The sequence below is a fragment of the Dietzia kunjamensis genome (genome assembly GCF_045689975.1).
In the GTDB taxonomy this organism is placed as follows: domain Bacteria; phylum Actinomycetota; class Actinomycetes; order Mycobacteriales; family Mycobacteriaceae; genus Dietzia; species Dietzia kunjamensis.
This window is the reverse complement of sequence record NZ_CP143297.1, coordinates 3,286,916-3,309,724: the sequence shown is the minus strand read 5'-3', so window position 1 is coordinate 3,309,724 and position 22,809 is coordinate 3,286,916. Positions and strand designations below refer to the sequence as shown.

The following is a 22,809-nucleotide window of genomic DNA, read 5'->3' as shown; positions in this document are numbered from 1 at the left end:
AAGTATGGAGCCGTCGGCATGAGTGTGCGGTTATTTCCCCAGCGAAAGGGCTGTGACCACCGTCTCTACGGACGTCCGGTCGGCACCGGTGAGGCCGAGCACGGGCCGGGGCAGACAGTTCTCCGCGGCCAGCCCGAGGATCTCGGCGACGGCCGCGACCACCCGCAGGCTGCCGTGCGCGGAGAAGAGTTCCCACAGCGGCGCCAGCCCGGCGGACTCGGCCAACGCCTCCTCGGCCCGACCGGACAGCGCCGCCCGCGCGATCGCCAGGGCGGGGCCCGGGACGGTGCCGGCCAGCACCGAGTACCAGCTGTCGCAGCCCGCGAGCAGTGCCGCCGCGGCCGAGGGGTCGCCGGAGACCCCCAGGCCCACACGTTCGGGCACCGCGGAGCGCAGTCGGGCGAGGTGCTCACGCGCCGCTGCGGGCTCCGCCGGCGGCGGCGGGATCTTGATCGAGGCCACCTGCGGGAGTTCGACCAGTCGCAGGTAGAGCTCGGGCGTGAATCCGAAACGGGTGGTGCCGGGGTTGTCGTAGACCACCAGTGGCACGGAGAGTTCACCGGCGACGTCCGTGTACAGGCCCATCATGTCGTCGTCGGTGAGCGGCTGGTAGCTCATGGGCGCGAGCATCACCGCCGAGGCGCCGGCCGCCTGCGCGTCGTGGGCGAGGGCCTGCGCGTGGGAGGTCCGAAGGGCACTGATCCCGACGATCACCGGAACCCCCGCCGCGTGTCGGACGGTCGCCTCGGCGACCCGGCGCCGCTCCTCGCGGTCGAGGTAGGCATACGAACCGGTGGAACCGAGCGCACCGATCGAGTCGACGCCCGCGCGTACCAGTCGCTCGATGATCGCCGCATAGGCGCTCTCGTCGACCCGGTCATCGCTCATAGGTGTGAGCGGGAAGGCGCTCAGGCCGGTCGTCACGTGCCCGGTCACAGCGTGAGAACCCGCCCGCACACCACCAGGTGCACCTCGTCGCAGCACTCGGCGACGGCCTGGTTGAGCGCCCCCAGCAGGTCCCGGAACACGCCGCCCGAGCGGTACGGGGGCACGACCCCGGAACCGACCTCGTTGGTCACCAGCACCACGTCGTCGCGGGCGATGAGGGCGGCGCAGAGGGCGTCGGTCCGTTCGTCGACGGCGGCGCGCGCCTCGTCGGCGGGGGCGTCCCACAGTCCCAGGTCGTCGACGGTGGCGGTGAGCCACGTGCCAAGGCAGTCGATGAGGACCGGGCCGGGGGCGTGGCGCAGCGCGGAGGCCACATCGGGGGATTCCAGGGTGCGCCATCCCGCGGGCCGGTGTGCCCGGTGGTGGTCGACGCGTGCTGCCCAGTCGGGGTCGTCGAGCTCGTGGGCGGGGCGGCCCGGCGCGACGAACGTCACCGTGTCGGTGCCGCCGAGCAGTCGCACCGCGTGCCGGGACTTGCCGGATCGGACGCCGCCGGTCACCAGGACGCGCGTCATCCCCGCCGCCCCCGGCCGCCGGCGAGGGCCGGGCCGGAGAACAGGGCCAGTCCCACGACGAAGCCGAAGTCGTACCAGTTGCCGTTGTTGTTCACCTCGTAGATCGTCACGGTGTCGGTGAAGAGGGAGATGACGAAGGTGACGGGGAGGATGATCCCGTGCCACAGGCCGAGGAGGAACCCGGCGCCGGTGGGGGCGACGTCGACGTTGGGTCCGGCCGCGCACGCGCCGAGGGTGAGGACGACGACGAGGAGGACACCGGCGGCCAGCCCGGCCCGTGACCGGGTGTTCACTACCGCCGCCCGCGGGTGAAGTAGAGGAGCGGCCCGATGAAGTTGATCGCGATGATCGCGGCCCACTTGCCCTTGGAGCCACGCACCTTCGCCGCGGGCCGGGAGGCGAGGTCCGCCCACGCGGTCGCAGCGAGTGACACCTGCACCGAGATGAGGGTGAGCAGGACCGTCTTCTGCGTGTCGGTCAGGTCGTTCCAGCGCTTCTTCGTGGCCACGGCGCACCTCCCAGATAGGATTTCTCTTATCCTAGGCGCTGCCGGGCCGCCGTGGTCAGCTCGCGGTGGCGGTGTCGGATTCGTCCTCCGGTTTCCCGGCCTTCTTCCACTCGGCCCGTTCCTTCATCTCCCTGGGACGGAAGTAGAGCAGTCCGGACAGGACGGCGACGAGGAAGACGACCAGCATGGTGAGGAACAGCGGCCAGACGCCGGTGAGGAAGATGATCGGCACGGCCATCGCTGTGACGAGTCCGCCGCCGAAGAACGGTTCGAAGACGAGCTGCTTGTAGCCGAACGCCTCGAACGCGGGGCTCTGGGCATCGGGGTCGACGATGCGCATGAGGATGAGGCCGGTGGCGGTGACGCCCATCGACTGGCCGAAGTCTCCGATGCCGCGCTCGAACCAGTAGCGGCCGATGATCCGCGGTGCCAGCCAGAGGAAGATGCCGACGTTGACCAGGATGCCGGCCACGGCGAGGATCGTGAAGGCGCCGATGTTCTCGCCGATCGCCTGCAGGGACAGGGTGCCGATCGCCGCGACGATGAGGAAGTCGAGCGCCCAGCCCTGGATCCGCAGCATGATCTGCGGGTCGATCACGTGTGCCACGCCCAGCTTGGTCGCGACCACCTGGACGATGACGCCGCCGAGCAGGGCGATGGGGAACAGCGGTACGTAGGCGAAGATCTCCAGCGGGGTGTTCTCGTCGAGCATGACCGACGCGTAGGTGGCCTGCTCGATCCATCGCAGACCCTCGAGGATCCCCAGACCGATGAGGATCGCCAGGGTTACCAGCGCGACGTGGAGGGACAGCGGCTCCACCGACGACGGGCGGGAGGTCATCTTGCCCGCCGAGTAGTACTCGTCCTCGCGGAACAGGCCCTTCTGCTCGCTGATGGACATCTTGGCGCTGCCGCTGATGAGCTCGGTCCTGCCGGTGCGGGCGCCCCAGTTGATCAGGGCGATGCCGAGCACGATGCCACCGACGATGCCCACCGTGGCCATGCCGACGGCGAGGTCGGCCCCCACCGTGAACCCGAGTTCCTCGAACACGCCCCGCATGCCGGCCGCGGTTCCGTGCCCGCCCTCGAAGCCGATCTCGATGAGGGCGCCCGTCATGGGTGAGGCGCCGAGCAGGGGCACGAGGATCAGGGCGGCCAGCAACAGTCCGACGACGTACTGCCCGGAGCCCAGGGCCACGCCGAGGGAGAGCTGCGGACCGACGAGCTTGACGGCCCGGGAGGGGCGCGGCAGGTCCTGGCCGAGGAACATCGTGGCGAAGATGACGCTGATGAGCAGGCCCGGGAGGGAGGACCACACCTCCACCATCGGTTCGGTGAAGAGCCCGTTCTCGCCCCACGGTCCGTTGAACCTGCCCAGGACCTCCGGCCCGAGCAGGAGGAGCAGTGCACCACCGACGATGGAGCTGGGGAGGAACAGGGACTGCACGATCCCGACCTTGACGCGGATGATCTTCCCGATCAACAACGCCAGTCCGAGGATGAGAAGGGCGAATCCCACAGCATTTGCGGACATTGGGTGACCTCGGTTCCGGATGTGCGGCTTGCGGTGTCCTCCCGAACCTATCCGCCGGGCGCGCGAATAGGCCCCGATCCGCCCACTTCTCGGGACGGTCGCGCCCATCTTCAGTGGCAGACCGTGGCGAGGACTGGCGTTCGGCATGGCGGCACAACTCGACGGCGAGGTCACGTTCGTCGCGGGGGTCGCCCGCGGGCAGGGCAGGACGCACGCCGTCCGCCTGGCCGCCCCGGAGGACCCGGACGGGACCCGCCGGTTGGTCGAGGCCCAGGGGCGACGCGCGCTACTGTCCGTCGGGGACGTCCGCGACCTCGAGGGCATGAGGAAGATCGTCGACGACGCAGTGGTGGAACTCGGCCCGAAGAATGTCCGGGTCAACAGCATCCACCCCGGCGGCGTGGCCACCCCGATGGGCGGTGGAGACATGGTGAGCACGTTGGAGGCGGTCGGCGAGTCGAACCCCCCGCTCAACCTCATGGGCACGACGTTCATCACCGCCGAGCACATCAGCATCGACGGCGGGTCGCAGTACTTCTGAGGCCATCACGCGTGTCCGAGGCCACCGCGCCGCGCCCGGGGGGATCATCGACGGGTGGCGGAGACACGGTGGAAGGAGTTGGCGGAGTGACCCCTGATCGGCGCCGCTCTGGCCTTCCTGGTCGCCTACGCGGTGATGGTGGTCGGACAACCCGTGGGTCCGGTGGGAGTGGTCACCCGGATCGTGATGGCGGGGACCTGGGTTCTGTTCGCCGTGGACTTCGTGGTCAGGTTGGCGTTGGCGGAGCGGCGCGGACCGTGGTTGCTCAGGCACTGGTACGACCTCGCGGTCATCGCTCTGCCGGTCCTGCGACCGCTGCGACTTCTCCGGCTGGTGACCCTGCTCGGCGGGATGAGGCGGTCGGCGGGCACGGTGGTGCGCGGTCAGGCGATCACCTACGCCGCGGGGTGGACGGCGGTCCTGCTCGTGGTGTCCTCGCTCGCGGTGTTGAACGCGGAACGTGGGGCATCGGGGGCGTCGATCCAGACATGGGGTGAGTCCCTGTGGTGGGCGACCGTGACGGTGACGTCCGTGGGGTACGGCGACTACTCGCCGGTGACCCCGGTGGGACGCACGATCGCGGTGGGGCTCATGTTCGGCGGGATCGCCCTGCTGGGCGTGGTCACGGCGACGCTCGCCTCGTGGCTCCTGGAGAGGATCGCCGAACGCGATGGTGCGGGAGTGGACCGGGCCGGACCCGGTGAGCCCGGTCCACGCGCCGACCCGCCCGGCGGCTCGTCCGTATCGTCGGGGCCATGACCACGGACACCGCACGCCCCCTCACTCTCGGAACCCGGTACGCGAGCGAGTTCCCGGAACTGGGCGTGCCGTGGAAGGCCGCGGAGGCGACCGGGCCGCGGCTACTCGTGCTCAACGACGCGCTGGTCGACGAGCTCGGCCTGGACGCCGAATACCTGCGTGGCGAGGAGGGCGTGCGGGTGCTGACGGGCACTCACGTGCCGGACGGGGCCACACCGGTCGCCCAGGCCTATGCCGGCCACCAGTTCGGCGGCTACTCGCCCCGGCTCGGCGACGGGCGGGCCCTGCTGATGGGTGAGCTGCCCGATGGTCGTGACCTGCACCTCAAGGGTTCGGGGCGCACGCCGTTCGCCCGCGGCGGCGACGGGCTGGCCGCGGTCGGCCCCATGCTCCGCGAGTACGTCATCAGCGAGGCGATGCACGCGCTCGGCGTGCCCACCACTCGCTCGCTCGCCGTGGTGGCCACAGGGAACACCGTCCACCGCGAGTCGCCGCTGCCGGGCGCGGTGCTGGCGCGCGTCGCCGCGAGCCACCTGAGGGTGGGGACGTTCCAGTTCGCGCGATCGGTCGACGACGACGAGCTGCTGCGTCGGCTGGCCGACCACGCCATCGCCCGGCATCACCCGCACGCCGCCGACGCGGAGAACCCGTACCTGGAGCTGTTCGCCTCCGTGCTCCGCGACCAGGCCGAGCTCGTGGCCCGCTGGATGCTCCTGGGGTTCATCCACGGCGTCATGAACACGGACAACACCACCATCTCGGGCGAGACCATCGACTACGGGCCGTGCGCCTTCATGGATGAGTTCGACCCGGCCACGGTCTTCAGTTCCATCGACACCGGCGGCCGCTACGCCTACGCCAACCAGCCGCCCGTACTGCAGTGGAACCTCGCCCGGTTCGCCGAGACCCTCGTCCCGCTGGTCGACCCCGACCAGGACGAGGCGGTCCGACTCCTCACCGAGATGCTGGGTACGTTCCCGGAGCACTACCAGCGGGCGTGGACGGCCGGGATGCGCGCCAAGATCGGCCTGCCGGACGAGGTCGGGGACACCGAGGCGACCGACCTCATCGACGAGCTGTCCCGGTTGCTCAGTGCGACGCGGGCCGACTACACCGGTTTCTTCCGCGCGCTCGGGGCGGCCGCGGACGGGGATGATCAGCCGGTGCGCGAGCTGGTCGGAGCGCTCGCGGACGGCTGGTTGACGACATGGCGGGCCCGTCGACCCGACCGGGGATCGATGGACCGGGTCAACCCGATCTACATCCCGCGCAATCATCTCGTCGAGGAGGCCCTCGACGCGGCCACGGCAGGGGACATGGGGCCGCTGTCGGAACTCCTCGTCGTCGTCACCGACCCCTACACCCGGCGCGCCGGTTACGAGCGCTATGAACGTCCCGCCCCTCCCGAGGCCGCGCCGCACGTCACCTACTGCGGTACCTGACGCGCCTCCCCAGCAGTACGCGCGTATTGATACGAAACATTTATCTTCCGTGGGTGCTGTTTGTCAGCCGTTCGTACGACAATGAGGTTGTCACATCAATCTTACGGCCGGGCCGTGAGACGGGCGGGAGGCCACCACGTGCGACTACTCATCGCGGACAGCGACGGCGGGTACCGCCAACCCACGGCCATTCTCGGACGGTTCGTCGACGACCTCGTTGAATGGACAGGTGCCCGGGAGGCCGTTCGGGTGCAGTGGCCGGCGCCCGGGTCGGGTCGGCTCCGGCGGTCGCACACCTGGGAATCGGCGTCCGCGGCCGGGGTGGCCGACCTCAACCGCCTCGTCCATCTCCACCCGTCCGACGACCTCGTGCTCATCGGGGCGTGCTGCGGCACCCGGGTGATCCACGACTGGATGGACGCCCACCCGGAGGATCTCGACCGGGTCGCCGCCGTGGGGTTGGTCGCCGACCCGTTCCGGCCGCGCGACCGCTGGCTCGTCGGCACGTCCGATCCGGGCGGGCAGGGCGTGGCGGGACCGCGCCGCGGACCGATCCCCGAGCGCACCCACTGGGTGTCGGTGCCGGGCGATCCGCTGAGCGGCGTGCAGCCGTCGAACCTTCTCCGCGGCGCCGTGAGGGACTCGGACCTGACGCCCGTCCAGGTCTACGACGAGCTGATCGAGAACCTCCCCGACTCCCGCACCCGGGTCGCCCTGCGTCTGCACGTCGTGGAGCATCCCGGGCGGTGGTCGCCCCATCTGCTCCGTCAGCTCGACGACGTCACCGACACCCTGCTGACCTATCGCGACGCGGGGTACGCCGCTCTGTACGAAGCCGACGTCGACGGTGCCTCCCCGCTGGCGCGGCTCGCGAGGGTCATCGCGGATCAGGTCGCGGCCGACCAGGCCGCCTGAGCGGTTCGGTACACCCAGGCGGTTCGGTACAGCTGGACGGTTCGGTACGGCTAGACGGTCGCCGGGACCGGACGGCGGCTCCGGAGCAACTCCTCGAACCGCGCGGCCGGGCCCGGAGTGGGTAGGCGACCCTCGTTCGCGTCGGCGAGCAGAGAGTTGACCGTCTCGCGCGCACACGTCTTGTTGGAGCCGATGAACCCGCGCGGACCCCGCTTGATCCACCCGACCACGTAGAGCCCGGGCACCTCGCGGCCGTCGGCGGCGTCGAGGACGCGGCCCTCGCGGCTGGGGATGGTCGCGGACGCGGGGTCGAACGGCACCCCGGGCACCGCCACGCCGCGGTAGCCCACCGAGCCCAGGACCAGGCCCGCCGCGAGGGTCTCCTCGGAGCCCGGGCGGGGCACGGCGCGCACCCGGCCGTCGGGGTCGGTGACCGGTTCCGTGCGCACGACCCGCAGGCCCTCGGTCCGCGCGGTGCCCACGACCTCCACGGGCGCGGTCGCGAAACGCAGGATGATCCGGCGACGAGGGGTCGTCTCCGCGGTCCCGCGGCTCGGCCGGTCGGCGATCCGGGCCAGGAGTTCCAGCTTCAGGCGGCCCTGTCTGGTGGTCGCGGCGTCCGGGTCGATGCCGTCGGGGGCGTCGACGCGCAGGTCGATGTCCTCCCGTGCGTCGAGTCCGACCAGCTCGGGCAGGGTGAACGCCGCGTGCTCGGGGCCGCGACGGCCGAGAACCACGACCTCGCGGACCCGGCTGCCGCGCAGCGCCTTGAGGGCATGGCGGGCGATGGAGGTGCCCGCGAGCCGCTCCGGGTCGGTGGCCAGGATCCGGGCGACGTCCAGTGCCACGTTGCCGTTGCCGACGATCACCGCCCGCTCGTGATCCAGCGGGACGTCGGCGTCGGCGTGGTCGGGATGGTCGTTGTACCACCCGACGACCCGCGTGGCCGACGTGCTCCCCGGCAGGTCGACCCCCGGGATGTCCAGGGGGCGGTCCGTCCCGGCCCCGGTCGCGTACACCACCGCATGGTGGTGGGCCGCCACCTCCTCGGCGGTGATGTCCTCGCCGACGTGCACGCCGAGCCGGTAGCCGAACCCGGGCTGCTCCTCGATCGCGGTGAACAGGTCCGCGACCGCGCGGGTGCTGGTGTGGTCGGGCGCCACCCCATGTCGGGCGAGCCCGTGGGGGACGGGGAGCCGATCGAACACCGTCACCTCCACGCCGGGCTGGCGGAGGAGTTCGTCGGCCGCGTACAGCGCGGCGGGGCCGGCTCCCACGACCGCGACCCGCAGGGTCGTCCGGGTGGGCCCGAGGCGGACGATCGTGGGGACGCGGGCCTGGGGCCTGCTCGGCCGGTAGTCCCCGGTCAGTGCCTCGTTGATCCCGAGGAAGTCCTGCTGCTCGGGGGTCAACGCGGTGTGGGGGACGATCGCCCCGACCGGGCACGCCCCCACGCACGCCCCGCAGTCCACGCAGGACACCGGGTCGATGTAGAGCATCTCGGCGGTGGCGAAGTCGGGCTCGTCGGGGGTCGGGTGGATGCAGTTGACCGGGCAGGCGTGGACGCATGAGGCGTCCGCGCAGCAGGCCTGTGTGACGACGTGGGGCATGTCGGCGGCCTAGTCGCGGAACGCCACGGGCGGCTCGCCGCGGTACCGGGAGGGGCGCCCGTCGATCTTCAGCGCCTTCCACACCCGCCGCGCGGCCGGGTTCATCAGGCCCGAGTCCTCGGCGAGCTTGCGGACGTCGCCGAAGAGGTCCGACAGGAACCGCTGCGACTCGGGGCTGTCCCAGTACAGCTCGCGGACGACCTCGTCCGGGATGTCGAACGTCTCGCGGAACTCCTTGGTGGGCTTGAGGATCGCGTCGCACAGCACCCGCATGATCACGGGGAAGGCCAGTGAGACGGTCATCGCCTGGCCGCGGCTCAGCTTGGGGGCGTTGCGCGCCACGTAGGTGTGCGCGAACGAGATGTGCCGGGCCTCCTCGGCCACGTGGATCTCCATGATCCGGGACAGGACCGGCGGCAGGGTGTCCGAGTTGCGCAGGACCTGCTTCTGGGTGTGGTCGATGGGTTCCTCACCGGCCAGGACGCCGATGAAGAACGCCACCGGGAACGGGCCCGCGGCGAGCGGGATGATCGGGGACAGCCGCCGGATCCACCGCGGCATGCCGGGCACATCGGCGCCGATGCGGTTCACGCCCTGCTGGAACATCTGGGTGTGGTGGCACTCCTCGGTGGCCTCGTGGGTGAGGTACCGGAACTCCGCGGCGCCGTTCTGGCTCTTGAAGACGTACTGCATGATCCCGCGGATGAGGATGTTCTCGAACTGCAGGCCGACCTTCATGATGTTGGCCTGACGCCACAGGCCGATCGCGATCTGCTTCTCCCGGGGCAGCCCCAGGTACCACGGGTGGCCGCCGAGCGGGTCGATCCCGGCGGGCAGGATCCAGCGCTCGTCGGTGGGGTCCACCGCGAAGTCCGGGTCGTCCCACGGGATGTCCTTGAAGGCGTCGAAGCTGCGGTGGACCGAGGCGTGCGACAGGCGCCGGAGCGTGTCCTCGTACTCCTCGGTGGTGGCCGACGGGGAGGGGGCGACAGCGGTCATGGCTCATCCTTCCGGTTCCCGACTCGTGGATCGGGAGCGTGGACTGCAGATCGACGGTGACAGAGTGACATCCGTGATCTATTTGTACCTGACGCTAGACACGCAGAGGCGATTCGTCAACCATTCATGAGGTTCGGTTCAGATCTGCGCGGCGAGACTCCGCGCGGCGAGACTCTGCGCGGCGAGACTCCGCGCGGCGAGACTCTGCGCGGCGGGGCTCTGCACGGCGGTGCGGGTCAGCCCTCGGCGAGTCCACCGCCGAGCAGCGGGCCCAGGTGGGTGCGTGCGAACGCCCGCGAGACCTCCGGGTCGTCCAGATCGATGGCGGTCGACGGCGTGAGGACGAACGAGATGACGAGGCGGACCGTGAGCTCGGCCCCGACGAGCAGTTCCTCGTAGGGGCGGGAGTCGGGGACGGTCCGCGAGATCTCGGCGGCCAGGAAGTGTGCGGCGGCGGTGATGAGCGGCGCCCCCTGCACCGTGAAGTGCGGGACGGTCGCCTCCGGCTCGGTCTCCAGCAGGCGGTTGAGCAGGTCGTGGTCGCGGAGCGTCTCGACGGTGAACGCGAAGCCCTCGGTGAGCTTGTCCTCCACCGTGGCGTGGGCGTCGATCTCCCGCTGCAGGTCGGCGAGGAACCAGGCGGCTTCGCGCAGCAGCGTCGCCTCGACCAGTTCCTGCTTGTTGGCGAAGCGCCGGTACAGCGTCATCCGCGCCAGCCCGGCCCGCCGGGTGATGTCGTTCATCGTGGACCGGGCGATCCCCACGCTCTCGAACTGTGCGGACGCCGCGTCGAGGATCTGCTCCCGGATGGGGTCGTCCATCGAGGTGCCGTCCGGGAGGCTTCGCCCGGAACGCAACATCGCCAACGGGTCGGACGCGGGGGTGTCGCTCATGTGCGCGATTGTCCCACTCCGGGCGGGGTCGTGTGCCCGTGCCTGAACTCGCGTGCGGTCATCCCCCACCAGCGCCTCGCGTACTGGCTGAACGTCGTGGCGTCGCCGAGGGCCAGCGCCGAGGCGATCTGGGCCAGCGGGATCTCCGTCGTGGTGAGCAGGCGCACTGCGATGTCGCGGCGGACCTCGTCCCGCAGTGTCGCGAAACTCGTGCCCTCCCCGGCCAGTCCGCGTTGCAGCGTGCGGGGGGAGACCGAGAGCAATCTTGCGACCCGGGGCAGCGACGAGGTGCCGGTGTCGAGGGACTGGTGCAGGACCGCCCGCGTCCGTTCGGTCATGTTCCGCCGGTCCTCGGGGATGTGCTGGTCCAGGTACCGCAGGGCGAGCTGCTGGACCGCCTCGTCGCCGCCGGAGATGGTGCGGCCCAGGAGGGCGGACGGTACGCGCAGCACCGCGGCCGGGGTGGACGGCGTGACCGGCGCGCCGAAGAGCGATTCGTACCGCGCGGCGTCGGTGTTGAGCGGGTTGGGCAGGTCGACGGACACCAGGCCGTAGTCCCCGCCGAGCACACTGCGCATGGCGCGGTGAAGGAAGAGCAGGACGAGATCCACCGTCTGCGGCGGGATGAGCTGCCCGGGGTCCCGGTAGCCGAACCGCACCCCCAGGATGTCGGCCTCGTCGCGCGGATCGGGCACCACGGTGATCTCGATCGAGCGGGAGTGGAAGAACAGGTACTTGGAGGTCATCTCGAGCGCCTGCGTGGTGGTCCGGGCGTTCTTCACGGCCACGGCGACCGGGCCGAGCATGTCGAGATCCTGGTGCCCGGCGACGCGCAGTCCCAGGTCGGGGCACCGGAGCTCCGCGGCAGCGGTCTCCAGCAGGAGGGCGATCGACAGGTCCTCCACCAGGATCTCGTCACTGTCGAGCGCGCCGGCGGGGAGCCCGGACCGGCGGGCCAGGTCGTTGGGGTCGCCGCCGAGTTCGGTGACCACCTGCCGGACCCCGCGCAGGCCGGCCGATCGGATGAACGCCATGGGACCACCCTGCGGCACTTGGCGCGATCGAGCAACTTATTGGCGCATTCTGGCAAGCCTGCGGTGTCGTCGGCGGATACCGTACCGGTCATGATCAATTCCACCGAACGTCCGGACGGCCCGGGCGCAGCGCCCGGAGACCCGCTGGACCTGCTGATCGTCGGGGCGGGCCTGTCCGGCATCGACCTGGCCCACCACGTGCACGAGGCGTTCCCCGACTGGCGATGGGAGATGCACGACGCCCATGACGACCTGGGGGGCACGTGGCACACGTTCCGCTACCCCGGCATCCGCTCGGACTCGGACATGGCGACCTTCGGGTTCCCGTTCCGGCCCTGGCCACACGCCTCGACCCTCGGCAGCGGCGCGGAGATCAAGGAGTACCTCCGCGACACGGCCCGCGACGCCGGCGCGCTGGACCGCCTGCACCTGCGCTCGTGGGTCGCCGACGCGGACTGGCGCAGTGACCACCAGCTGTACCGGATCACCTGCGTGACCGATGACGGCGAACGCATCGTGTGGGCGCGGCGCGTGCACTTCGGCTCCGGCTACTACTCGCACGCCGAGGGGTTCCGCCCCGAGTTCCCCGGCGAGGCGGATTTTCGCGGCGAGATCATCCACCCCCAGCAGTGGCCCGCCGACCTCGACTACACCGGCCGGAAGTTCGTGGTGATCGGGTCGGGCGCGACGGCCGTGACGCTGGTGCCGGCGCTCGCCGAGCTGGGCGCGGACGTGACCATGCTCCAGCGCACCCCCAGCTATGTCGGCCCGCTGCCGGAGAAGGACCTCATCAGCGCGGTGTGGCGCCGACTGCTGCCCGCTCCGTGGAGCTACCGGGCGGCGCGCCTCAACCACGGTGCGCGGGACACCGCCCAGTTCGTCATCGCACAGCGGCTGCCCTGGCTGTTCAAGGCCGGGCTGCGGCTCATGCAGAGGCGCTACATCTCGTCCGAACAGATCGACGAGCACTTCACGCCGCCGTACCGGCCGTGGGACCAGCGTGTGTGCAAGGCCCCCGACGGGGACATCTTCCGGGCGATCCAGCGTGGTGGCGCACGGGTGGTCACCGGGCACATCGACCGGTTCACGCCGGCCGGGATCCGTCTGCGGTCGGGTGAGGAGATCGAGGCCGACGTCATCATCTCCGCCACCGGCCTGCGGCTCGAGGCGTTCGGCGGCGGCACGTTGAGCATCGACGGCGAGGCGCTGGACGTCCCGAGGTTGGCGACCTACCGCGGCATGATGCTGGCGGGAGTGCCCAACTTCAGCTTCACGGTCGGCTACATCAACTCGTCCTGGACACTGCGCGCGGATCTGGTCTCCCGGTACATGGTCAAGCTCTGGAAGGCGGGCGAGTCGGTGTACGCGCCGCGCCCTCCCGCCGGGCCCGCCGACCAGCTCCTGCTGGACTTCGACGCCGGGTACATCCAGCGTGACGGCCACAAGTTCCCCAAGCAGGGCACGACCCGCCCGTGGCGTTACGTCCAGAACTTCCTGGTGGAGATCCCCGAGCTTGCCTTCGGTGACCAGCGCCGCGAGATGGCGTTCGGGGACCGGGTGGAGCTCACCGACGCGCGCCGTGGGCGCGAGGCGGTCGGCGTCGGCCGCGACGGTGGGCAGGTCGAGGACGCACAGGATCACGAAGACGACCACGACGACGAGGTGGCCACCGCATGAGCCGATTTCTCCCACGGAAGAGTGCCGAACGGTCCGGGCGGGCGGTCGCCGACGGTGGTGGCAGGCGCGTGTTCATCACCGGTGCCGCGTCGGGGTTGGGGTTGGCGCTGGCCAGGGAGTACCTGGCACTCGGGGACGAGGTGATCCTCACGGACGTCCACGCCGAGCCCCCGCCCGCCGTGCAGGAACTGGTGGGGCGGTGGACGTACCGCCGGGTCGACGTCACCTCGGATGACGACTGGCGGGCCGCCGCGGAGGAGATCGAGTCGCTGGACATCCTCGTCAACAACGCGGGGATCGCGATCGGCGGTGCGCTCGGCTCCACCTCGATGGAGGCGTGGCAGCGGATCGTGGACATCAACCTGCTCGGGGTGGTGCGCGGCTGCCGGGCGCTCGCGCCGAAACTCGGCCGTGGGGGCCGTCTGGTCATCACCGCCTCGGCCGCCGGCCTGGTGCACGCTCCGCAGATGGGCGCCTACAACGCGACCAAGGCCGCGGCGGTGGCGTTGGGGGAGACCCTGGACGCCGAGCTGCGGCCCCGCGGGGTGTCGACGTCGGTGATCTGCCCGCAGTTCTTCCGGTCCGGGTTGGCGGACTCCCTGTCCGGTGAGGACGCGCGGGCGGACGAGATGGCACGCAAGCTGCTGTCGCGGACGCGGTTGACGTCGGAGATCATCGCGCGGCGATCGGTGCGTGGCATCGAGGCCCGGCGAGTGGTGATCACGCCCGACGCCCTGGCGACGTTCTTCTGGTACTCCAAGCGCTTCACCCGCGTGCCCTTCCTGGGCTCGACGCGCCTCATCGGCAGAGTCGTGGCGCGCGGCCGCTGAGCAGGGACGGCCTACTGCGGCCGAGCAGAGGATTTCGCGCCGGGCCACTCGGGCGATACAGGCGAATTCCTCTGCTCGGCCGGACAAGATCATCACCCGCTCCCCTCAGTGGTGCGCCGTGGACCTGCGTGACGACAACCAGGAGCTGATCGACCCATGAGCCCCGCGGCCGTGGGCTGTGGGCTGTGGGCCCGGGGTTCGGGTCCGTGGGCTCGGGCTCCCGTCTCAGTCGCGTGGGTAGACGAACCCGCGGCGTACGTCGATCCCCACGGCCTCGCCCACCCGCGTCGGCACGGCGGTGCCCGTCGGCACGAGGACCCGCAGCTCGATGTCCCCGTGCCGGCAGATGACGGTCCGACCGCTACGACCGTACAGCGAGGTGACGAACTCCGCGCCGATCCGGTCGGGCCCGGCCCCGACCCCCGGACCGGCCCCGACCCCCGGCCCGAATTCTGATCCGGCCGCGGTCTCGACCCCGGCGCCGGGAGCGGACAGGGCGAGCCCTGCCGGCAGGAGGGCGAGCGTCGCCGGGCCCGTCACGGACCCGGCCGGCCCGGTCAGCGCGTCGGGGCGCAGGGTGATCCCGCCGGACTCGGACCGGAACCCGTCACCGGAGACGGTCCCGTCGACGAGTGTGGCATCGTGCAGGAAGCCCGCGACGAACGCGCTGTTCGGCGCGGCGTCGAGCTGGTCGGGCACGTCGCACTGCACCAGCCGGCCCCGGTGGAGAACGGCCACCTCGTCCCCGATCGCCAGTGCCTCACCGCGGTCGTGGGTCACGTGGACCATCGTGAGGTCGTGCTCGGCGGCCAGCCGGCGGAGCATGAGTCGGAGGGACGCGCGGAGGGGTTCGTCGAGTGCGGACAGGGCCTCGTCGAGGAGCAGCACCCCCGGCCGCGCGACGATCGCCCGGGCGAGCGAGACCCGCTGCCGCTGGCCGCCGGACAGGGTGTCGGGGCGACGACGGGCGAAGTCGCCCAGTTCGACGGTCTCGAGTGCCTCCGCGACGAGTCGACGCCGCTGGGCGGCCGGGACCTTCGCACGCCGCAGGGGGTAGGCGACGTTGTCCTCCACGCTGAGGTGCGGCCACACGGCGTGGTGCTGGAAGACCATACCGAGACCCCGTTCCTCGGGCGGGAGGTGGATGCCGTCACCGACCAGGGTCCTGTCGCCGACCCGGATCGTTCCCGCGGTGGGTCGTTCGAATCCGGCGATGGCGCGCAGGAAGGTGGACTTGCCGGACCCGGACGGCCCCACGAGCGCGAGGATCCGGCCGGAGTCCACCCGCACGTCGAGGTTGTCGAGGGCGACGGTCTCGCCGAAGCGGACGCCGACGCCGTGGGCGACGAGTTCAGGCACGGATACTCCTGGGTGCGGATTCGGACCCGGTGGCGGGTCGGCTGTAGCGGGCGCCGAAGGCGGCCAGGACCAGCAGTCCCACCACCATGAGGACCACGGACAGGGCGGAGGAGGCGTTGTAGTCCCCCGCCCGCTGGTACTGGAAGATCACCACGCCGAGGGTCTGGGTGCCGGGCGCGACGAGCAGGACCGAGAGCGTGAGTTCGCGGACCGCCGTCACCGCGACCATGATCATGCCGATCCCGACCGACGGCAACGCCAGGCGCACGCTGGTGTCGAGGCGGGAGCGCAGCGCCTTCGCCCCGCCGATCCGCGCGGCCTCCTCCATCGACGAGTGGATCCCCGCGAGCGGTCCGCGGACGGTCTGGACGACGATCGCCGTGAACGCCGTGACGTACGCGCCGAGGATGACCCAGCGGGTGTTGAACAGCCCGGTGTAGCGGCCGAGGATGAGCCACCCGGTGGCGATCACGAGGCCCGGCACGGCCTGCGGGAGCAGCACCGACAGGAGCATCGGCTCCCGGTCACGACCGGCCAACCGCGTGGTGAACAGCGCGACGAGCAGGCCGAGGACGCCGCAGACCACGGCGGCGCCGAGCGCGAGCACCACGGAGTTGGTCACGCCGTCGATGGTGGTCGAGGCGGTGAGCGCGCGGCGGAAGTTGTCCAGGGTCGCGGTCTCAAGGGTGAGCGGGACCCCCGGGGCGGGCAGGAGCGCCCGGACGGCCAGCCCGACGAGCGGGGCGAGGGTCACCACGACGCTGACGACCCACGCGATCACCCCGAGCGGGACGCGCGCACGGCCGAGGGACTGGGGGTCGGCGGGACGTCCGGTGCCGCCGAACTCCACGGACCCCTTGGTGACCTGCCGGTCCAGCAGCGTGCCCAGCACGCCGAGCAGGAGCAGCACCACCCCGATCTGGGAGACGGTCTGCAGCGGTGAGGCCACGGAACCCGACTCGAGGAACCGGTAGACCATGGTGGAGAGCGTCTCGTACCCGGCCGGGAGGCCGACGATGACGGGGATGCCGAAGTCGCCGATCCCGCTGACGAAGGTCAGGGTGAACGCCGCCGCCATGGCCGGGCGGATCAGCGGCAGCGTGATGTCGACCTGCGTCCGCGACGGCCGGGCACCGGAGAGGCGGCTCGCCTCCTCCAGTTCGGCGGGGATCCTGCGCAGCGCCGCGGCCACCACGAAGTAGGCCATCGGGTAGGCGTGCAGGGTGAGGAGGAAGACCACCCCGGGCCCGCCGTAGAAGTTCCACGGGGAGAACCCCAGCACCCGGTCCACCAGGCCACCGTCGGTGAGCAGGCCGCTCCACGCGATGGCGCCGATGAACGGCGGGATGAACAGCGGGGTGAGCAGCAACAGTCGGAGCGCGCCGCGACCGGGCAGGTCGGTGCGGTCGAGCAGGAACGCCATCAGCGTGCCGATGATGACCGCCCCGATCGCCGAGAGCAGTGAGCTGACGAGACTGTTGGCGGTGGCGCGGAGCAGGCCCTGCTCGATGAGTTCAGGGAGGTGGTTCGCCCCCAGCCCCAGGGAGATGACCAGGGCCAGGGGCACGACCATGACGCCCGCGAGGGACGCCCACAGTGCCAGCCGGAGGGGGAGCGTCACCTACCGGACGGCGGCGTTGAAGGTGGCCACGGCCTCGTCCTGGGAGGCGGCGATCGCCTCGAGGTCCTGGTCGAACAGCGTGATGTCGGTGAGCGCCGGGGCGCCCCCGGGGGTTCCGGCGTCGTCACGGACGGGCAGGTAGTTCTGCTCCACCGCGATCTGCTGGCCCTTCTGGGACACGATGAAGTCGAGGAAGAGCTTGGCGGCCTCGGGGTTCGGGGCGTCGGCGAAGACCGCGCCGGGCTGGGTGATGTAGGGGACGCCCTCGCTCGGGTAGCTCACGGCGATGGGCGAGCCCTGCGCGGCGAGATCGCGGACCAGGTAGTCCACCACGATGCCGACGGGCTTGGATCCCTCGGCGACGGCCTGGGAGACGGGGCCGTTCGACTCGGCGACCTGCGGGTTGTTGGCGCCGAGCCGGTTGATCCACTCCTCGCCGAGGTCGGGCTGCAGGCTCCACGCCGCTGCGTTGAAGGCGGCCGCACCGGAGACGTCCGGGTTGGGCAGGATGATCCGGTCGAGGTACTCCGGTTCGGCCAACTCGGCCCAGGACGTGGGCGGGTCCGTGACGTCACCTGTGTTGTAGGCGATCACGGTGGGGATGATGCGGGTGCCGACGTAGAACCCGTCCGGATCGACGGCGACATCCTCGATGGCGTCGGCCTCGCTCGGCTCGAACTCCTGGAAGAGGTCCTGGTCCTTGTACTGCTCGAACGTCGGGACGTCGGCGGCGAGCAGGATGTCGGCGGCCACCGCGCCGGTGCTCCGCTCCGCCTCGATGCGGGCCTTGAGGTCGCCGGTGCCCGCACGGAAGACCTTCACCTCGATGTCCGGCTGCTCCTCGTTGAACGCGGAGATGATCTCGTCGATCTTGGCCTGGGGTTCCGAGGTGTACAGGGTGACCTCCCCGGACGCGGCCGCGGAGTCGGACGTCTCGCCGGAGCCCGTGGTGGCGGGCTCGGAACAGCCCGCCAATCCGAGGGCGCCGGCCGCGAACACCGCGACCGACGCCAGAACCGCCCGGCGACCAACAGACCTCGACACAGCGACCACTCCCAATCTAGGACCTTCGAATCGATATCCCATCCTGGCACCCGCATCGGTCGGGCTGGGGCTATCGGGGTGAATCCACGGTGAATTCGGAGCGGACGACCGACCGGATGCGTTCCGCTGTCCCGGGGTGCACGGTGGGGTCATGAGTAATTCCACTGCCATCACCGTCGAGCGCGTGATCGACCACTCGGCGGCCGAGATCTTCGAGTTCCTCTCCAACCCGGAGAACCACGCCCGTCTCGACGGGTCGGGCTTCGTCCGGGGCGACTACAAGTCCGACCGCATCCAGCAGGTCGGCGACGTCTTCTCCATGGACATGGAGGGCGAGCACATGGGCGGCGAGTACCGCATGGACAACCACGTGACCGGATTCGGCAAGGACAAGATCCTGGCGTGGCAGCCCGCACCCGCCGGCACCGACCCCAAGGGTTGGGAGTGGGTCTGGGAGCTCGAGGCGCAGGGCCCGGACTCCACGCTGGTGCGTCACACCTACGACTGGTCCAAGGTCACGGACAAGGACGTACTCAAGAAGGTGTCGTTCCCGCTGGTGTCGGAGCAGCAGATGGAGGATTCGCTGTCCAACCTCGCCTCTGCCGTCTCCGGCTGACCGCCGCGGCGCCCGGCCGCAGCGCACCGCAGCCTCGCCGCAGTCGCGTCAGTCGATCTTCCGTAGCGCCGAGCCCTTGTGCATGGCCAGGTGACCGGTCTTGTCGCTCTCGATCTCGTACTGCGGTTCGTCCGTGCTGCAGCGCCGCATGCGCCCCTTGAACTCGACGTCCTCGGTGTGGATCTCGCGGATCACGCCGCGCACCATCCCGGCCTCGGAGTTCCACTCGACGTGGTCGCCCTTCGTGTAGTCACTCATGCGGCCAGTATGTGCGCCGGGCGGCGGGAGTGCACGGCCATCTCTCCCGCCAGCTCGAGCGGGCGAGCTCACACGGGCGAACTCACGCGGGCGCGCTCACGCCGGCGCGGTCAGCGCGCGCAGCATCTCGTCCCAGTGGGCCAGCGGCAGCAGGTGCCCCTGGCCCTCGTAGACCGTCAGGTGGGCCGAGGCCAGATGCGCGGCGAGCCATCGCCCGTGGTCGGGTGGGGCGATCTCGTCGTCGTCGCCGTACCAGAGCAGCACCGGCGCGGCGATGTCCTCGACCCGGAAACCCCAGGGCCCCACAAACGCGACGTTGTCCCACGCGATCGCGTCGGCGTCCCGGTGCAGCGCCTCGCGGAAGTTGACGAACAGGGCGTGTCGGGCGTCGGGGTCCGCGACCACGGCCGGGTCGCTGGCCGCGAACATCCAGTCGACCCAGGGCGCCGCCTCGTCGTCGCGGACCGAGAGCATCGCGTCGAGGAAGTCGGAGTTGCCGGTGCGGAACACCTCCGCCGCCCGGGCAGGGTCGTCGGGCAGGTGCGACAGCGCGTCGAGGTCGTTCGGCGTGAGTGATTCCCGCGCGCCCGGCCTGCCCTCGTACGGCGCGAGACCACCGGAGACCCCGACCCGCAGCACCCGCCCGGGCAGCGCCGCGGCGGTGGCCAGCGCGAACGCCCCACCCCCCGACCACGCCGACACTGCGAACCTCCCGAGGCCCAGGGCGTCGGCGATCGCCTCTACATCACGTGTGACGCCGGCCAGGCTGATCGGCCCTGCGTCCGACCGGCCGTACCCGGGTCGGTCGAATCCGATCACGCGGACGCCGGCCCGTTCGGCGAGCCTGGCCCCGAAGTCCGCCTCGAGCCGTGATCCCGGCGTGCCGTGGAAGTGGATGAGCGGCGCCCCCGCGGGATCTCCGCACTCGCGCACGGCGACCGTGCGGCCGTCGATGTCCACCCGGTGTTCGGTCATGTCGACGAGCCTAGGGGTGCCTGGACATCCGGCGGGTCGACGACGACGAGGTGAGCCTTCTCACGCGACCGGTCCCGCCTGGCGTCGATCCCGCCGAACCGGTGCGGTGACCAGCAATGATCCGTCCCCGCCGTGCCCCCGTGTGCTGCTCGGCCCCGGCCCCGGACCCGCGGAGGGGGTTGCGGGGGCCCGCCGGTCGGTTCGTAGTGTCGGCCGCCACGACAGGAGATCGACGCACGACACGAGATCCACAGGAGGTCACGGAGATGCAGAAGAAGCTCGTACGAACCCTGACCGGCGCGATCATGGCCGGCGGTATCGCCGCCGGGGGCGCGTCACTGGCCGCTCCGGCGGCGAACGCGGCCCCGCCGAGCGCGTGGGACCAGGTCGCGCAGTGTGAGTCCGGTGGCGACTGGCACATCAACACCGGCAACGGCTACTACGGCGGCCTGCAGTTCGCGGCCCAGACGTGGAGCGGCTACGGCGGCGGCGAGTTCGCCGCGACGGCCGACCAGGCCACGCGCGAGCAGCAGATCAAGATCGGCGAACGCGTGCTCGCGGGCCAGGGCCCGGGCGCGTGGCCGAACTGCGGCGGCCCGCTCGCCTGATCTGCGCGCGTCCGCTTGCCTGATCCGGGCGGACACGCACGGAGAGCACGCGACCGGCGCCGGGGTGATCCCCCGGCGCCGGTCGCCGTCTGTGCGAGGCCGCGAAGGGGCCCGGATGCCCCGGCGGGCGGGCCGCTATTCTCTTGAATGGTGACCACCGCCGAACGCTTCTATTCTCGCCTCGTCACCCGCGATGCCGACGCCGAGCGCGACCTCCCCGACGTCGTCCGCCGCGAGCTTCCGCGCAACGGGCTGAGGCTCGTGGCCGCCAACACGCTGCAGTCCTCGGGTGACCAGACGGTCAACGCATCGACCGTGCTGCCGTGGCTGTTCCACGTGCTCGGGGTGCCGGCGGCACTGGTCGGTCTGCTGGTGCCGATCCGGGAGTCCGGGTCGATGCTGCCGCAGGCCTTCCTCACGCCGCTGGTGGTGCGGGTGCGCCGCCGCAAGTGGGTGTTCGTCACGGGCGCGCTGGTGCAGGCGGCATCGGTGGCGGCAATGGCCGCGATCGCCGCCCTCGGGCACGGGACGGCGGCGGGCGTCGGCATCCTGGTCGCGCTCGTGGTGTTCTCGCTGGGCCGCTGCCTGTGTTCGATCGCGTCGAAGGACGTGCAGGGCCGCACCATCCCGTCGGGGGAGCGCGGCCAGATCATCGGGCTGGCCACGTCGGCGGCGGGGTTGGTCGCGATCACGCTCGGCCTGGCCATCCGGATCCTCGGCGGCGGCGACCTCGACAGCACCGAACTGGCGTTCCTGTTGGTGGCGGGCGCGGTGCTGCGGTTGCTCTCGGCGTCGACGTACTCCCGCGTGGTCGAGCCGGCCGGGGAGCGTCGGCCGCGCGGTGACACAAAGGACAGTGATACGGAGGACGGTGACGCGTCGTCCTCGTGGTTCGCGGACGCGGCGCGGCTGTTCCGGGACGACGCCACGTTCCGCAAGTTCGTGACCGTCCGCGGCCTGCTGTTGGTGTCCTCGCTGAGCCCGCCGTTCATCGTGTCGATGTCGGTCGCCTCGGGCTCCGGGGCGCTGGCCGGGTTGGGTGGGTTCATCCTCGCCTCGGGCGTGGCGTCACTGATCGGGGGGCGCGTCTTCGGGCGCCTGGCCGACCGGTCGAGCCGACTGCTCATGGCGGGCGCCGCCACGGCCGCGTCGGCGGTGGCGGTCGCGTTGGTGCTCGCGGTCTCGATCCCGGGCTTCGACGGCGGGTCGGCACTGGGGGCCACGGTGTTCGTCGGGGCCTACTTCCTGCTCACGCTGCTGCACTCCGGCGTCCGCGTCGGCCGCAAGACGTACGTGGTGGACGTGGCCGAGGGCGATCTCCGGACCACTTACGTGGCAGTGGGAAACACGGCCATGGGGATCATCCTGCTGGTGGTGGGCGGGATCAGCTCGGCGCTCGCGGTGCTGGGCGTGCAGTGGGCGCTGATCTTCCTCGCGGTGCTCGGGGTGATCGGCGCGGTGTCGGCGGTGACGATGCCCGAGGTCTCCCGCGGCGCGGCCCGCTAGATCTCAGACGCCCGGGTCGAATCCGCCGACGTCGTAGATCAGCTTCTGCACACCGTTGGGGTACGCCTCGCTCTCGACCAACTCCAGCTTCTGCCGGGGCTTGTCGGTCTCGCTCCACATGCGCTTGCCGGCGCCGAGGACGAACGGGAACACCAGCAGGTGATAACGGTCGATGAGCCCGGCGTCGGAGAGGGTCCGAGCCAGCGTCGCCGACCCGTGCACGAGGATCGGCGCCGGTTCGGCCTCCTTCACCGCGGCCACCTCGTCGAGCGTGCGCAGGATCGTCGTCGTCCCCCATCCCTCGACAAGGTCACTCTCGGCCAACGTCGTGGACACCACGTACTTGGGCATGGCGTTGTAGCGGGGGAACTCGTCGTCCATCTGCGGCCACACGGCGGAGAACGCCTGGTAACTGACGCGGCCGAGCATCATCGCGCCGGCCTCGTCCTGTTCGCGGGCCTTGATCGAGTAGACGTCCTCGTCGAAGTCGACCGCGAACGTCCAGCCGGTGTTGCGGTACCCGGGCTCGCCGCCGGGGGCCTCGACGACGCCGTCGAGCGAGACGAAGGCGGTGTAGATCAATCGGCTCACGGGCGGGCTCCTCACGCGCGGGTCTG

24 protein-coding genes are annotated in these 22,809 nt (G+C 71.0%); 9 read left to right on the top strand and 15 right to left on the bottom strand.

The features are described from left to right. Nucleotides 1-30 precede the first annotated feature (30 nt). From VZF99_RS15560 to VZF99_RS15540, 5 genes are read right to left on the bottom strand one after another with little or no spacing between them, the layout of a single operon-like run. A complete protein-coding gene (locus VZF99_RS15560) occupies nucleotides 31-924 on the bottom strand; it encodes a dihydrodipicolinate synthase family protein (protein ID WP_407336147.1) in 894 nt (297 codons plus the stop codon). Nucleotides 925-932: 8 nt separating this feature from the next. After that, nucleotides 933-1,463, bottom strand: coding sequence for a bifunctional adenosylcobinamide kinase/adenosylcobinamide-phosphate guanylyltransferase (locus VZF99_RS15555; RefSeq protein ID WP_407335289.1), 531 nt, complete (start codon nucleotides 1,461-1,463; stop codon nucleotides 933-935). Next, the gene (locus VZF99_RS15550; protein WP_096906501.1) at nucleotides 1,460-1,756 is read right to left on the bottom strand and encodes a hypothetical protein; all 297 of its coding nucleotides are present in this window, start codon (nucleotides 1,754-1,756) and stop codon (nucleotides 1,460-1,462) included. Before VZF99_RS15550 ends, VZF99_RS15555 begins: the two co-directional genes overlap by 4 nt. Further along, the gene (locus tag VZF99_RS15545) at nucleotides 1,756-1,971 is read right to left on the bottom strand and encodes a hypothetical protein (RefSeq protein WP_120285546.1); all 216 of its coding nucleotides are present in this window, start codon (nucleotides 1,969-1,971) and stop codon (nucleotides 1,756-1,758) included. The genes VZF99_RS15550 and VZF99_RS15545 overlap by 1 nt, the downstream gene beginning before the upstream one ends. 55 nt (nucleotides 1,972-2,026) lie before the next feature. Then, nucleotides 2,027-3,505: a sodium:glutamate symporter gene (locus VZF99_RS15540; RefSeq protein WP_185951655.1), complete on the bottom strand. Its 1,479-nt coding sequence runs from the start codon at nucleotides 3,503-3,505 to the stop codon at nucleotides 2,027-2,029. A gap of 145 nt (nucleotides 3,506-3,650) precedes the next feature. Between VZF99_RS15540 and VZF99_RS15535 the strand changes: the two genes are divergently transcribed. From VZF99_RS15535 to VZF99_RS15520, 4 genes are all read left to right on the top strand, one after another. Next, entirely contained in the window at nucleotides 3,651-4,046 is a 396-nt protein-coding gene (locus tag VZF99_RS15535; protein ID WP_407335288.1) for a hypothetical protein, read from the top strand. Between the two features lie 153 nt (nucleotides 4,047-4,199). Further along, nucleotides 4,200-4,805: a potassium channel family protein gene (locus tag VZF99_RS15530; protein ID WP_407335287.1), complete on the top strand. Its 606-nt coding sequence runs from the start codon at nucleotides 4,200-4,202 to the stop codon at nucleotides 4,803-4,805. Further along, nucleotides 4,802-6,247, top strand: coding sequence for a protein adenylyltransferase SelO (locus VZF99_RS15525; protein WP_407335286.1), 1,446 nt, complete (start codon nucleotides 4,802-4,804; stop codon nucleotides 6,245-6,247). The genes VZF99_RS15530 and VZF99_RS15525 overlap by 4 nt, the downstream gene beginning before the upstream one ends. A 114-nt stretch (nucleotides 6,248-6,361) precedes the next feature. Continuing rightward, on the top strand, nucleotides 6,362-7,162 hold the full coding sequence (locus VZF99_RS15520; RefSeq protein ID WP_147368237.1) for a hypothetical protein: 801 nt from the start codon (nucleotides 6,362-6,364) through the stop codon (nucleotides 7,160-7,162). 50 nt (nucleotides 7,163-7,212) lie between these two features. Here VZF99_RS15520 and VZF99_RS15515 read toward each other — a convergent pair whose 3' ends face one another. From VZF99_RS15515 to VZF99_RS15500, 4 genes are all read right to left on the bottom strand, one after another. Next, entirely contained in the window at nucleotides 7,213-8,772 is a 1,560-nt protein-coding gene (locus VZF99_RS15515; RefSeq protein WP_407335285.1) for an FAD-dependent oxidoreductase, read from the bottom strand. A 9-nt stretch (nucleotides 8,773-8,781) separates the two neighbouring features. Further along, complete coding sequence (locus VZF99_RS15510; RefSeq protein WP_253002737.1) at nucleotides 8,782-9,771, bottom strand: diiron oxygenase; 990 nt, start codon at nucleotides 9,769-9,771, stop codon at nucleotides 8,782-8,784. Between the two features lie 236 nt (nucleotides 9,772-10,007). After that, nucleotides 10,008-10,664 carry a TetR/AcrR family transcriptional regulator gene (locus tag VZF99_RS15505; RefSeq protein WP_120285539.1) on the bottom strand — a complete coding sequence of 219 codons (657 nt, stop codon included), beginning with the start codon at nucleotides 10,662-10,664 and terminating at the stop codon, nucleotides 10,008-10,010. Then, nucleotides 10,661-11,698, bottom strand: a complete 1,038-nt coding sequence (locus VZF99_RS15500; protein WP_407335284.1) for an AraC family transcriptional regulator — start codon at nucleotides 11,696-11,698, stop codon at nucleotides 10,661-10,663. The genes VZF99_RS15505 and VZF99_RS15500 overlap by 4 nt, the downstream gene beginning before the upstream one ends. A 90-nt stretch (nucleotides 11,699-11,788) precedes the next feature. Between VZF99_RS15500 and VZF99_RS15495 the strand changes: the two genes are divergently transcribed. Beyond that, on the top strand, nucleotides 11,789-13,375 hold the full coding sequence (locus VZF99_RS15495; protein WP_407335283.1) for a flavin-containing monooxygenase: 1,587 nt from the start codon (nucleotides 11,789-11,791) through the stop codon (nucleotides 13,373-13,375). Beyond that, on the top strand, nucleotides 13,372-14,205 hold the full coding sequence (locus tag VZF99_RS15490) for an SDR family NAD(P)-dependent oxidoreductase (RefSeq protein WP_120285536.1): 834 nt from the start codon (nucleotides 13,372-13,374) through the stop codon (nucleotides 14,203-14,205). The genes VZF99_RS15495 and VZF99_RS15490 overlap by 4 nt, the downstream gene beginning before the upstream one ends. A 225-nt stretch (nucleotides 14,206-14,430) precedes the next feature. Here the strand turns inward: VZF99_RS15490 and VZF99_RS15485 are convergent, their stop codons facing one another. Genes VZF99_RS15485 through VZF99_RS15475 form a run of 3 tightly spaced genes read right to left on the bottom strand, consistent with a single transcriptional unit; the run spans nucleotide 14,431 to nucleotide 18,229 of the window. Then, nucleotides 14,431-15,564, bottom strand: a complete 1,134-nt coding sequence (locus VZF99_RS15485; protein ID WP_407335282.1) for an ABC transporter ATP-binding protein — start codon at nucleotides 15,562-15,564, stop codon at nucleotides 14,431-14,433. Continuing rightward, nucleotides 15,557-17,137 carry an ABC transporter permease gene (locus tag VZF99_RS15480; RefSeq protein WP_407336146.1) on the bottom strand — a complete coding sequence of 527 codons (1,581 nt, stop codon included), beginning with the start codon at nucleotides 17,135-17,137 and terminating at the stop codon, nucleotides 15,557-15,559. Before VZF99_RS15480 ends, VZF99_RS15485 begins: the two co-directional genes overlap by 8 nt. Before the next feature lie 48 nt (nucleotides 17,138-17,185). After that, entirely contained in the window at nucleotides 17,186-18,229 is a 1,044-nt protein-coding gene (locus tag VZF99_RS15475; RefSeq protein WP_240341506.1) for an ABC transporter substrate-binding protein, read from the bottom strand. 151 nt (nucleotides 18,230-18,380) lie between these two features. On the opposite strand from VZF99_RS15475, the gene VZF99_RS15470 reads away from it, so the two are divergent. Next, complete coding sequence (locus tag VZF99_RS15470) at nucleotides 18,381-18,845, top strand: SRPBCC family protein (RefSeq protein ID WP_069389847.1); 465 nt, start codon at nucleotides 18,381-18,383, stop codon at nucleotides 18,843-18,845. A 48-nt stretch (nucleotides 18,846-18,893) separates the two neighbouring features. On the opposite strand, the gene VZF99_RS15465 is transcribed toward VZF99_RS15470, so the two are convergent. Both VZF99_RS15465 and VZF99_RS15460 read right to left on the bottom strand, forming a co-directional pair. Next, a complete protein-coding gene (locus VZF99_RS15465) occupies nucleotides 18,894-19,103 on the bottom strand; it encodes a DUF2945 domain-containing protein (RefSeq protein ID WP_067713023.1) in 210 nt (69 codons plus the stop codon). Between the two features lie 96 nt (nucleotides 19,104-19,199). Then, nucleotides 19,200-20,078, bottom strand: a complete 879-nt coding sequence (locus tag VZF99_RS15460) for an alpha/beta fold hydrolase (protein ID WP_407335281.1) — start codon at nucleotides 20,076-20,078, stop codon at nucleotides 19,200-19,202. Nucleotides 20,079-20,344: 266 nt separating this feature from the next. Here VZF99_RS15460 and VZF99_RS15455 point away from each other — a divergent pair, with 266 nt between their 5' ends. Beyond that, complete coding sequence (locus VZF99_RS15455; RefSeq protein WP_306227424.1) at nucleotides 20,345-20,686, top strand: transglycosylase family protein; 342 nt, start codon at nucleotides 20,345-20,347, stop codon at nucleotides 20,684-20,686. Nucleotides 20,687-20,836: 150 nt separating this feature from the next. Further along, nucleotides 20,837-22,192 (top strand): MFS transporter, encoded by a 1,356-nt coding sequence (locus VZF99_RS15450; protein ID WP_407335280.1) that lies wholly within the window; start codon nucleotides 20,837-20,839, stop codon nucleotides 22,190-22,192. A gap of 3 nt (nucleotides 22,193-22,195) precedes the next feature. Here VZF99_RS15450 and VZF99_RS15445 read toward each other — a convergent pair whose 3' ends face one another. Beyond that, nucleotides 22,196-22,783 (bottom strand): dihydrofolate reductase family protein, encoded by a 588-nt coding sequence (locus tag VZF99_RS15445; RefSeq protein WP_182636103.1) that lies wholly within the window; start codon nucleotides 22,781-22,783, stop codon nucleotides 22,196-22,198. Nucleotides 22,784-22,809 lie beyond the last annotated feature (26 nt).

What these genes read in the sequence shown, in the direction of transcription:
- VZF99_RS15490 (WP_120285536.1), top strand. Translation starts at nt 13,372, where the DNA reads ATGAGCCGATTTCTCCCACGGAAGAGTGCCGAACGGTCCGGGCGGGCG.
- VZF99_RS15515 (WP_407335285.1), bottom strand. Translation starts at nt 8,772, where the DNA reads ATGCCCCACGTCGTCACACAGGCCTGCTGCGCGGACGCCTCATGCGTC.
- VZF99_RS15465 (WP_067713023.1), bottom strand. Translation starts at nt 19,103, where the DNA reads ATGAGTGACTACACGAAGGGCGACCACGTCGAGTGGAACTCCGAGGCC.
- VZF99_RS15495 (WP_407335283.1), top strand. Translation starts at nt 11,789, where the DNA reads ATGATCAATTCCACCGAACGTCCGGACGGCCCGGGCGCAGCGCCCGGA.
- VZF99_RS15480 (WP_407336146.1), bottom strand. Translation starts at nt 17,137, where the DNA reads ATGGTCGTGCCCCTGGCCCTGGTCATCTCCCTGGGGCTGGGGGCGAAC.
- VZF99_RS15555 (WP_407335289.1), bottom strand. Translation starts at nt 1,463, where the DNA reads ATGACGCGCGTCCTGGTGACCGGCGGCGTCCGATCCGGCAAGTCCCGG.
- VZF99_RS15470 (WP_069389847.1), top strand. Translation starts at nt 18,381, where the DNA reads ATGAGTAATTCCACTGCCATCACCGTCGAGCGCGTGATCGACCACTCG.
- VZF99_RS15525 (WP_407335286.1), top strand. Translation starts at nt 4,802, where the DNA reads ATGACCACGGACACCGCACGCCCCCTCACTCTCGGAACCCGGTACGCG.
- VZF99_RS15535 (WP_407335288.1), top strand. Translation starts at nt 3,651, where the DNA reads ATGGCGGCACAACTCGACGGCGAGGTCACGTTCGTCGCGGGGGTCGCC.
- VZF99_RS15510 (WP_253002737.1), bottom strand. Translation starts at nt 9,771, where the DNA reads ATGACCGCTGTCGCCCCCTCCCCGTCGGCCACCACCGAGGAGTACGAG.
- VZF99_RS15500 (WP_407335284.1), bottom strand. Translation starts at nt 11,698, where the DNA reads ATGGCGTTCATCCGATCGGCCGGCCTGCGCGGGGTCCGGCAGGTGGTC.
- VZF99_RS15505 (WP_120285539.1), bottom strand. Translation starts at nt 10,664, where the DNA reads ATGAGCGACACCCCCGCGTCCGACCCGTTGGCGATGTTGCGTTCCGGG.
- VZF99_RS15460 (WP_407335281.1), bottom strand. Translation starts at nt 20,078, where the DNA reads ATGACCGAACACCGGGTGGACATCGACGGCCGCACGGTCGCCGTGCGC.
- VZF99_RS15455 (WP_306227424.1), top strand. Translation starts at nt 20,345, where the DNA reads ATGCAGAAGAAGCTCGTACGAACCCTGACCGGCGCGATCATGGCCGGC.
- VZF99_RS15540 (WP_185951655.1), bottom strand. Translation starts at nt 3,505, where the DNA reads ATGTCCGCAAATGCTGTGGGATTCGCCCTTCTCATCCTCGGACTGGCG.